The sequence below is a fragment of the Paenisporosarcina sp. TG20 genome, from assembly GCF_000286315.1.
In the GTDB taxonomy this organism is placed as follows: domain Bacteria; phylum Bacillota; class Bacilli; order Bacillales_A; family Planococcaceae; genus Paenisporosarcina.
The window spans coordinates 1-10,192 of sequence record NZ_ALJG01000216.1; the positions used below are offsets into that span (position 1 = coordinate 1).

Annotated in this window: 10 protein-coding genes; 3 read left to right on the forward strand and 7 right to left on the reverse strand. The window is 35.8% G+C overall.

Features of this window, described 5'->3' with window-relative positions; genetic code table 11:
* Positions 1-544: 544 nt before the first annotated feature.
* Positions 545-718 carry a hypothetical protein gene (locus B371_RS23370; RefSeq protein WP_019413114.1) on the forward strand — a complete coding sequence of 58 codons (174 nt, stop codon included), beginning with the start codon at positions 545-547 and terminating at the stop codon, positions 716-718.
* 1,137 nt (positions 719-1,855) lie between these two features.
* On the opposite strand, the gene B371_RS0104515 is transcribed toward B371_RS23370, so the two are convergent.
* The 7 genes from B371_RS0104515 to B371_RS0104545 all read right to left on the reverse strand — a co-directional run bounded on the left by B371_RS0104515 (position 1,856) and on the right by B371_RS0104545 (position 8,196).
* On the reverse strand, positions 1,856-2,269 hold the full coding sequence (locus B371_RS0104515; RefSeq protein ID WP_019413116.1) for a hypothetical protein: 414 nt from the start codon (positions 2,267-2,269) through the stop codon (positions 1,856-1,858).
* Positions 2,247-2,435 carry a PIN domain-containing protein gene (locus tag B371_RS22700; RefSeq protein WP_157185143.1) on the reverse strand — a complete coding sequence of 63 codons (189 nt, stop codon included), beginning with the start codon at positions 2,433-2,435 and terminating at the stop codon, positions 2,247-2,249. The genes B371_RS0104515 and B371_RS22700 overlap by 23 nt, the downstream gene beginning before the upstream one ends.
* Positions 2,404-3,129: a helix-turn-helix domain-containing protein gene (locus B371_RS22365; RefSeq protein ID WP_019413117.1), complete on the reverse strand. Its 726-nt coding sequence runs from the start codon at positions 3,127-3,129 to the stop codon at positions 2,404-2,406. The genes B371_RS22700 and B371_RS22365 overlap by 32 nt, the downstream gene beginning before the upstream one ends.
* Positions 3,130-3,744: 615 nt before the next feature.
* A complete protein-coding gene (locus tag B371_RS0104525; RefSeq protein ID WP_019413118.1) occupies positions 3,745-4,404 on the reverse strand; it encodes a hypothetical protein in 660 nt (219 codons plus the stop codon).
* 179 nt (positions 4,405-4,583) lie between these two features.
* Positions 4,584-5,129 (reverse strand): helix-turn-helix domain-containing protein, encoded by a 546-nt coding sequence (locus B371_RS0104530; protein WP_019413119.1) that lies wholly within the window; start codon positions 5,127-5,129, stop codon positions 4,584-4,586.
* 653 nt (positions 5,130-5,782) lie between these two features.
* Positions 5,783-6,757 (reverse strand): N(5)-(carboxyethyl)ornithine synthase, encoded by a 975-nt coding sequence (locus tag B371_RS0104540; RefSeq protein ID WP_019413121.1) that lies wholly within the window; start codon positions 6,755-6,757, stop codon positions 5,783-5,785.
* Positions 6,758-7,200: 443 nt separating this feature from the next.
* Positions 7,201-8,196: a YecA family protein gene (locus B371_RS0104545; protein WP_019413122.1), complete on the reverse strand. Its 996-nt coding sequence runs from the start codon at positions 8,194-8,196 to the stop codon at positions 7,201-7,203.
* Positions 8,197-8,491: 295 nt separating this feature from the next.
* On the opposite strand from B371_RS0104545, the gene B371_RS0104550 reads away from it, so the two are divergent.
* Together B371_RS0104550 and B371_RS0104555 are read left to right on the forward strand one after the other, a co-directional pair.
* A complete protein-coding gene (locus B371_RS0104550; protein ID WP_019413123.1) occupies positions 8,492-9,661 on the forward strand; it encodes a DUF2157 domain-containing protein in 1,170 nt (389 codons plus the stop codon).
* Positions 9,658-10,104 (forward strand): GDYXXLXY domain-containing protein, encoded by a 447-nt coding sequence (locus tag B371_RS0104555; RefSeq protein WP_019413124.1) that lies wholly within the window; start codon positions 9,658-9,660, stop codon positions 10,102-10,104. The genes B371_RS0104550 and B371_RS0104555 overlap by 4 nt, the downstream gene beginning before the upstream one ends.
* The last annotated feature ends 88 nt before the right edge of the window (positions 10,105-10,192 follow it).

Here is a 10,192-nt window from a genome sequence, read left to right on the forward strand (position 1 = left end):
TTGGGATGAAAGTTGGGTTAGTAGCTTTAGATGGCAATTAAATTCTGAAACAGCAGATTTAACACGTACGATCAAAATCAAAAATAATTGCTTTAATAATAAGCACACCTTTTAGTATTTAACACTTCCAATATTATCAAATTATTCTCTTAAAGTATGTATTTATCGAAACCCTATTTTTTGGGTGTTTCAATAGCTAGTAAACTTGTTTTATGAGATGCATTTTAAGAGATTGTTAAGTCTTAGAAAAGTTTATCGGTCAAACTAGTGGGTTTATCGGTCAAACTGACATGTTTATCGGTCAAATCAGCGGGCTTATCGGTCAAACTGACGTGTTTATCAACCAAACACGTCTCACTGCCAAGTTTACTTGGTGAACCGCAATTTAAAAATACCTTTTCTAACAGAAAAGAGCCAAGAGCGATTGCTCCTTGGCTCCTATTTAAGTATTTGAATAGTTTTGTTTACGCTGCGCTACTGTTTTAAAGAAGACTTCGCAAACGAACGTCTCATTAGCTAGTCGACTTGGCTAGTAAGACAACTTTTGAAGATTTCATTCGTTCATGGAAAACTTATCGGTCAAACTAGTGGGTTTATCGGTCAAACTGACATGTTTATCGGTCAAACTGACATGTTTATCGGTCAAACTGAGCTCTTTATCGGTCAAACTGACGTGTTTATCAACCAAACACGTCTCACTGCCAAGTTTACTTGGTGAACCGCAATTTAAAAATACCTTTTCTAACAGAAAAGAGCCATGGAGCGATTGCTCCTTGGCTCCTATTTAGGAATTTAAATAGTTTTGTTTACGCTGCACTACTGTTTTAAAGAAGACTTCGCAAACGAACGTCTCATTAGCTAGTCGACTTGGCTAGTAAGACAACTTTCGAAGCTTTCATTCGTTCATGGAAAACTTATCGATCAAACTGAGAACCTTATCGGTCAAACCGGAGTGTTTATCGGTCAAACTGAGCTCTTTATCGGTCAAACTGACGTGTTTATCAACCAAACACGTCTCACTGCCAAGTTTACTTGGTGAACCGCAAATTTAAAAATACCTTCTCTAACAGAAAAGAGCCATGAAGTGACTGCTCCTTGGCTCCTATTTAGGAATTTGAATAGTTTTGTTTTCGCTGCGCTACTGTTTGAAAGAAGACATCGCTAACGAACGTCTCATTAGCTAGTCGACTTGTCTAGTAAGACACCTTTTGAAGATTTCATTCGTTCATGGAAAACTTATTGGTCAAATTGACGCGTTTATCGTTTAAATCATAGTGTTTATCGGTCATTTTGAGAGCCTTATCGTTCAAACTAGGGGTTTTATCAACCAACGTCTCACTGCCAAGTAAAGTTGCTGGAACATGCCCAAATTGTAACTTCAACTGTATATTTTCTGGGAAATAAATGAGTTATTATTCTCCACCACACATTAAAGAGGAGCGTAGAATATTCCTATTAAATTGTTGAGTACCCTTGAGACCTAATCTAATAACCAGTTTGCATAAGTCCATTATTATTCACATATGATAGTATTTCCGAGCCAATTTGCCAAGGAACAACAAAGTTATAGACATCTTTTAGCCCATCTGAATACTGGAAGAAATTTTCTACAGCCTTAATCGTCTCGGCCGGTGCCTGGAAATGAAAGAAGCAACTCATTACATTAATTTAAATAAGCAGCCGAAGATGAAATTTCGGCTGCTTTTAAACTTTCTATAGGGTTTAGTGGTAACGCGTTAGTTATGACAATTATATATAATATCAGACACTGTTGAATTTAAATTTTATAGTTTTTAGGGAAACCCTAATTTTAGGAAGATAATTCTTTATAAAACATTTTCCTTATATAGGTCACTTATAACTCATTTAAAAAATCAAGAGGGTCTATGCGAATAATGGAACCGATTCTCGCTGGAAAACGGTTGGTGTTTCGAGTGACTATGTATTCACATTCAGCTTTGATTGCAGTAGCCCAAACAAGAAAGTCATGTATGTCAAAGTCTTCTAAAGGAAGCCTCATACCATGTTCCTGGATAATATCTTCTGCTTGTTTATCCGTACAATCTACAATCTCGAGAAGTACGTCTCCAATTGAGATTGATGACCTTTTGGTAAGCTTTTTAATCACATCATAACTACTACGAGAAACAGTGCTATTAGTCACTTCTAAGCCCTGTAAAGCAGGAAAGACGAAACATTCCAAAAAGTATTCAATTGTCTCCCAATCGAATACTTTTGGATTCTTTTTACCACCAGCCTTTAGACGCATTTCGTACAAATTCTAATAAACAGACATTGGATATTATGGGCTGATAGACGCCTAATCGAGCAACTTTTAGCAAATTTCGATTTACTCCATCCGTAAGAATAGCACCGCACAAAACCGTGGTATCAATCAATGCTTTAGGTATAATCAAGGTCGAGGTCGAATTCATCCACATCGCCTCCTAGCTGTTCCCGGGTATCTTCATCCAATTGTTTCATGAAAGCATTGGCTTTTCTCACTTGTTGTAAATTCATTTTCAAGTATTTATCAGGAATCCTCCAGTGACCTCCTTCAGTTTTGAACGCCTCTGGAAATTTTCCTTTTTCACACCAACGACGAATTGTTTGATCTGAAACTCCTCCAATTTCTGCAGCCTCAGTGGATGTAACAAATTCTCCTTTCTCTGATTCTACACCCAATCCCTGGAAAATTGAGTTGGCATACATCTTGCCACCTCTAATAAATTTATAGTGTTTTCTATGTGATTCCAATAATTGAGTTTTTATGAATCCTTTCAATAATTGTTTATGCAAGTAATCTGCCTCTTTATGGTTTTCAGTCAACAATTGTATGAAATGATCTATATAGTCGGTAGCTAGTTCAGCTACTTTATTCTTATCCCTTCTTCCCACTAATTCAGAAATTTCTCTGGACAAGGATTGCATGTAAAGAATCTCTTTTTCATCCAATTGTTTGTGATGAGTTGGAAAAGTATCAATGGAGATAGTTCCCCCAATCGATTGAACAGTTTGAACTGCAATTGCTTTAACTACTTCATTAGCATCTGTATAATGTTGCCCTTTTATCAAAGTTAAAGCACTATTCCATAACCCTTCGTCAGTTTGCCATTTCGTTAGATACATGATTTTCCCTCCTGTTTCCATTTCAGCATATCACAAAAACCAACAAATAAACCAACAAAGCCAACAGGTGTTGATTATTAAATCTCCCAAGTATTAGTATAGGGACAATATCTCTAATTTTGGTTAGAGAGTTTGCTAAATTAAATCGACCATCTCAGGGACGTTCTTTTCTTATCCGTATGGCTTTCGCAATAACAGTTCCCACCATGTTATTATTAAGTAGTTGTGTCAGACTTGTCGCTAACACAGTGGTTTTTCTTAAACTACAACTTTTTTATTCTAACGCTATTAATATGTGCACTTTTAACCAGATCATCAACATGTGTATAATTCTGGAGTTGGAGATACAAATGTATTGACTTCTGCTATTGTCAATACATTAGACGAATCCTCGATATCAATCTTAATCACTTTGAGTAATACACTTCTTTTAAGCACTTTAACATTCTCAAAGGTAAGAAAAATGGATTAATACAAATTGTTTAATTTAGATGGCATTTAAATTCTGAAACAGCAGATTTAACACGTCATACAAAAAAGTTCTTAGTTCTTATGTAGTAGCTTTAACGATGTTACCTGCTGGCAGAGACTTATTAATATAATTAATTGTACAATTTACTCTTTTCGATCCTTTTTGATTGCTTCAAGGATATTCTTTTCTTTTTCAATTGGAACAGATAAGCTGAATTTATTTCTAATCCGTTCAACCCATTGTTTAATATTTTCATCTTCATAAAATACCCTCGCAGAGTCAGGAGATAACCAGTAAATCTTATCATTAACCGGATCCCATATTGCTTTTTCAAATGCAAGTATAGGAATAAAGTCTTTAACATTATTCGTAACTATAGAGTGGTCTTCTTGAATAGCGGTTAATAATATTCTTGCATCATCGCTCTTTAAGCCTTTTAACTTAATTTTTGTTCCATCCTCATACAAAAACTTATACTTTGAATTTAGATACTCAAAAAAAATACGGATATCTTCCTCTAGTTGGTAATCTTCAATACTATTTACAAAATCTATATCTTTAATATACTTTTCAACTTTCCCTGCTTTGTCTTGAAAATCCGAATTTTCTTGATGATTATTACGGATACGGTATATATAAATTCTTAATTCTGAGCCAACTTGCCAAGGAACAACAAAGTTATAGACATCTTTTAGCGCATCTGTATACTGGAAGAAATTTTCTACAGCCTTAATCGTCTCGGCCGGTGCCTCACTAGCCCCATATTTAAATCTTATTGTATTTGTATCTAATAAAAAGTCCACTGTCTCATTATTTCTTTTATCTTCTACTTGTTAATGTATCGTCATTTTTTCTAACACCTCAGCCATCACCAACCTAATCTACCAATTACTTTTTTATGGTAATTATATCATATTTTAGTAACAAATAATATGGTCTAACAAGAAATTTAGACTTCAAAAAAACCACTTATCAAAGTGGTTTATTTTGAATCTTCCTCATTTATAATTTCGTGAAATTTAGGTAATATTTCCAGCTCTTTTAAGGCTTCATGTGTCTTTATTTGCTTTTGTATTTTTTGCCTCATAACTTCTTTATGCTTGGTTACCATTTCGTCGTTCCCTGTAAACTGTTGACTAGGTATTTTCCATTCTCCATAGTCTCCGAATGTTCGTTTTGCGACTAACTTCTTCGTTTCACACCATTTCCGTACAGCTTGTGGTGAAATTCCAATTATTTTAGAAACATCGTTAGTTGATAAATATTCTGGATCGGGGTTATTATTTATTTGAACGTTGTCGCTATCCATACCAAGTGTTGATAATAGCTGCTTTTTAAATGAATCTTTTTGTTCTTCACTTAACATCTCTAAAGTCTGAGCAAGATCTTTTGAAGCACTATAAATTTGCTCATATAGTTTACTAATATTAGAGTCATCTGCACTGACACTCAAATTTCGGAACTGTTCAATTTTATTTGTTTCCCAAATTAATTTAACCTCATTTTCCACGGTTATCATTAAAATCACTCTCCTTCACCTCCCATTATATCGTATTCTAACCATTTACGAAAGATGCGAAACATATGAAAGAAAAGAAATTAGACTCATATCAACATCATATTCTAGAGCACCCAAAAATAAAGGAGTTTCCAATACATCGATTATGGTTTCCAGTTCGCTTTGAATGGCAAACCCGTTACTCCCTCCGCTAAAGAAGTGGGGTTCCAGCTCAGGCAAGTCTGTGAATAAAGAAAGTACTTTAGGTAAAACGAAACAATTTATGACGAATTAATATGCAAAAGAAAAATGCTCACCAATCAAATAGGAGGCATCATTTGACGCTTATTTATTTTAACTTCTTTCTATTAGAAAGGAAATAAGCTTTATAGTCGATTTTCACTAATAAATATTGCTTTACTTAAAAATCTGATATCACTCCGTATCAGTTTTTTTATATGTAAAATATTGCATTTGTAATAACCTTGTTCTAACCGTTTGATTTCATCCTGCATAAGTTTCATAGGTGAAACGTCCTCCTTGTTATTTTCCTTCTGTTTCTTTGTATTTACCTCTTATTCCATGAAATTAAACCGTTTGTCCCGAAAAATATAAATAAAAGGAAAAAAAGGAGGAAAGTGAAAATCTCACTTTGCTCCTTTTCGAATTATTTTCAACCAATTTTATTGAACCAATAATCCTCTAGCTTCTCTGAAATCTGTAATATGCTTATCAAGGATATGACCTTTGTCAATGACAATCGCGTCATGAACCATTTTTGACCAATTTCCCTCTGAGAGCATATCTACCATTTTACAAAACTCTTCGCTCAACACTTTAGAAACGGTATGTGGAAACATCGCAGGCGTATTATCGACAGCATAATGTATCACACCATCCACCGTATAGACCGGATCATCAATGCTTGTAGGACGGGAAGTCTCGATTTCTAAATTAGGATCGCAACTTACGTCCACAATCATTGCACCCTTTTTAAGGCGTTTTAAATCTTCTTTATATATAATTCTATCTGTTCTGCTTGTATCCCACATTACGCAATTAACTAGAACATCATATTTACTCATATTTTTTATAAAAAGAGATTCTAATTTCAGTCCGTAAACATCAACATTCGCCCCTAAACCATGTAAAATTCTAAGAGCTCCTTTTGCAGTCTGGCCATTTCCAAGAATCGCAACTTTTGTTTCATATGGCATTTTGCCGACGTATTGGTAAGCTTGCAGAATCGCAGCTTCTCCAGCAATTTCTCTATTCCGATAAAAAATATATCTTCCGTCCTCAAACATCTCTTCCCAGGCAATAACGGTATGATTTCCTGCTAGTACTGCATCTGTAAATTTAATGTCTTGAACTGCATGTGCCCACCCAATTAACAACTTTCCAGGAGGCAACTTATCAAAGTAATCCGCATCACCTAACTTAACATCGATGATTGCGTCACACTCCAATACACGCTCCCTTGAAACAATATGCACGCCATGAGCTTTATATTCTTCATCAGAATAGCCTAAATCAGCCCCATATCCCTCTTCAAAAAATAGCTGTTCAACACATTTTATGTTCGGCAATTCCTTTGGTAGTATCGCTCTTCTCTTTTCATTGTTCTTATGACTTATTACAAATCCCAGTGTATACATAATAAAGCCTCCAGTGATGAAATCATCATCACTATTCATCTTACCATATACAGGAAAGAATATGAGATTATAATTTTGGCCCCTTTCACCTTTTGATACCTATGCATTTTAGATACAATATTGCCACCACTGAAGAAGTGGACACATGAAGGTTTCCGGCTCGCTATACACTGCACATTCCGTCGCTCCCCTTCAACCCTTCCCGTGCACAGGACTTTAATTTTGGTTTACTAGGGAATAAACACTTATTGTATAGAAAACAATCGGCCGAAGATGCAATTTCGACCGATTGTTGCTAATTATAAAGGATTATTCTTTGATTGAAGGTTTTTTACACACTCTATCATGCCTGTTTTAGATACAGCTCTTCTGGATTACCATAATTTCAGTATACCAATAACAATAAAGCCCGCCGAAATTGAATCTTCGGCGGGCTACTCTACTTATTTTGTTGTATTCACTAAATAAAATTCGTTCATATCTTTATAATATTTGTTTAAGGAATGAGTCGAAACCTCATACCATTCAGCGATTTCTTTTATACTCCAGTAAGGACCTTCAAATAATTTATGTTCTTGGCCAAAGCGGATGGCACCAGCAGCGACGGCTCCTTCTTTTCTCGCATTTGGTTGATTGATGACTAAATAATCTTCAATAATACTAACCAATTTTTCAGGATACCGATTATGGTTCTCTAGTCTTTCCGTTACTTCAATCAATATTCCCGCTTCAAAATTTGTAAATTCTCCACCGTCATAGCCATTTGAGCCAAGCATTTCCCAGAATGCAATCAGATGATTTTGCAAGAACTTAGATGACTCTTCATTATTTGTAGTAGAATTTTCCCTTGCAAATGTCGTGATTGAATCATGGTGATCAGTTGGAAGGAAAATTAAACTTGAAACAGCTAAATAGTGGTTCTCGTTTAAGTTAATATCAGGTAGCTTAAAGCAGAAAACATGCACACCTATCGGAACAGGCTTTTCACTTTCGCGTTTCAAATACAGCGTTTCGTTTGTAAATATGTCTTTTACTAACATAAATTCTAGTTCCACGCCAACTACTTCTCCGAGGAGTACAGTCGGTGTTTTCCAATGTTCTAACACTTCGACTATAGCTGGTCGTACTACTCTTTTTTGTTGTTTTTCAACATACTTTAGCCAAATTTCAGGTTTCGTATGGAAGAAGAATTCATCAATGGCAATGGCCTCAATCATTTCTTCAACTAAGAATTTGTCTAACTTAGATTTCCATTCGTTCATCACAATTTGCAAAGCAGGTAAATCTTTTCGTTCCGGATATTCATCATAAAATAATTGTAATAGGCGATCTAACTCTTCTGAACGTACTTCGTCAATCGTGACCGCTTGTTTACTTTCACAACACTTTTTATACTTTTTACCGCTTCCACATAGGCATGGATCATTACGTCCTATCATATAAAACACGTCCTTCATTAAAAAAGTTTACGACCTAGTGTAGCATGCATTTCGTATTGAATAAATGAGACGATGGACGTGGGCCTTATGGATAGTGAATTATGGAGCGTGGAAACTTAAAATACTTTGCATCTTATTTATATCTTGATAATGGTAAGAATTTTAAATATCAATGCCTATGACAGCCCATTATTTTTGTGAAATCCCATCAATATTGGCACTTGAAAACCCCGAGTTATCTGTCTATTTAGATAAAGAAGGATTATAATAGAAGTAAAGATAAGGAGGTGTCAACATGGACATAAATCGTAACTTAGAGCGTTGGCAAAACGAAGGTTTTATCGACCAAACGACAGTCAATCAGATTCTTGCTTTCGAGCATTTACAGCCTAAGCCAAAGAAACTTCCTCTTCTCTTAATCATTGGACTTATATTCTTTTCACTGGCCGTTTTTAGTTTCATCGCAGCAAATTGGCAAGTCATGCCTGATATGCTAAGGATTACGCTAGTTTTGTTATTAATGTGGATGTTTTACGGATTTGGTTATTTATCTGAACAGAAAAAATTTGGGCAGCCTATTATTTTCCGACTCATTGGGCTTGGCATGTTTGCCGCTAGTATTATCATCACAATCCAAACTTTTCATCTTTCCATTTCTAATTCGATTTTACCTTGGGCCATTTTTATTGCTGCACTTGCACATTATTTTTACTGGCGCCATCAATCATATGCTTTTATTGGGCTTATTTTTGGGGCACAAGTGTTAATTACATCAATTCCCACAATAGGTTGGTTCGAATGGGGCAGTTTCATCATCGTTTCACTAGGATGGTTTTATTTTAGCCGTAATCCCCTTCCAATCGTGTTTAGCTGGCTTTTGTTGTTTGGTTCAGGCCTTATGCTTTGGAGTCTCGTTGACTACAAGAGTGTACTCTGGCCCGTTTGGACGCTGTTTGCATTAGTTGTGTTACTTCTTCTCGTACCTGAAAAAGAACGGATTCTTCGTCCGCTCTATCTTATCATCGGTGGCATTCAATTGGTCGTTTACTTGGCCGTTCGAGGTGAAACAGCGCTGTCCCTCGTTGAACTAAACTTAACCGAATCAATTTCACTTGTCATTGTAGCCACAGGTATTCTTGCACTGTGCTATAAACGTTTTCGAGCAATTACTTGGATTTCTGTACTAGGTCTTGTCGGTGTTCTGCTCTTTGACGATACTGCAATTGGTCTTGCAATATTAGCGGAAGTAGTTGCACTTGCCTATTTAATCATTAGACATCGACAAGAAAAGCCACTTGCACTTGCCTTTGTATATTTCATTGCTGTACAGTTTGTGCTGTATTTCATCTATGCCTGGGAACGACTTGATATGTCTCTCTTTTTTCTTATTGGAGCGCTTCTACTTTTCACATTGTCTGGCATTGCCTGGAGAATGAATCGTAAGAAAGTAGGTGTCTCATCTTGAAATCGATATTATTTCCCTTTCTACAGACAGTTTTTGTACTTGTTATTGCTTCGAGTTTTTATGCCATCTCTTGGTTTGGTGAAGAATTCATTTTACGAGCGGAGCCATACGATCCGTTTGACCCATTCTATGGTGAATACGTGCTCTTGCAATACCCTGATTTGAAACCGACGTCTTCCTTACAACAAGGTGATGTATATTTTACTCTAATAGAAGGCGATGATGGCTACGCCGTTATAGATCGTATCGAAAATCAAACCTTTACTGGTGCAATAAAAGGGACATATTATGATACTCGAATTACAACACAGCAACTCGAACAATATTATGTTGAACAAGGAACCGGTCCAGATTTTGAAGAGGCTCGTGAACTGAGGATTTTCCTTGACGTTGCTCCATGGGGTACCATCCGACCTACTTATTTAGAAAAAAGACAAGATTGAAAGTGAAGAACCGGTAGAAGATTAATCGCCTCTACCGGTTCTTCTATACTTTCCTTTTTGAATGAATCAATTTCATAATAAAAAATCT

Bases quoted from the DNA above. Each gene is read 5' to 3' on its own strand.
- B371_RS0104515 (WP_019413116.1), bottom strand. From the start codon at position 2,269: ATGCGTCTAAAGGCTGGTGGTAAAAAGAATCCAAAAGTATTCGATTGG.
- B371_RS22700 (WP_157185143.1), bottom strand. From the start codon at position 2,435: ATGAATTCGACCTCGACCTTGATTATACCTAAAGCATTGATTGATACC.
- B371_RS22365 (WP_019413117.1), bottom strand. From the start codon at position 3,129: ATGTATCTAACGAAATGGCAAACTGACGAAGGGTTATGGAATAGTGCT.
- B371_RS0104540 (WP_019413121.1), bottom strand. From the start codon at position 6,757: ATGTATACACTGGGATTTGTAATAAGTCATAAGAACAATGAAAAGAGA.
- B371_RS0104545 (WP_019413122.1), bottom strand. From the start codon at position 8,196: ATGATAGGACGTAATGATCCATGCCTATGTGGAAGCGGTAAAAAGTAT.
- B371_RS0104550 (WP_019413123.1), top strand. From the start codon at position 8,492: ATGGACATAAATCGTAACTTAGAGCGTTGGCAAAACGAAGGTTTTATC.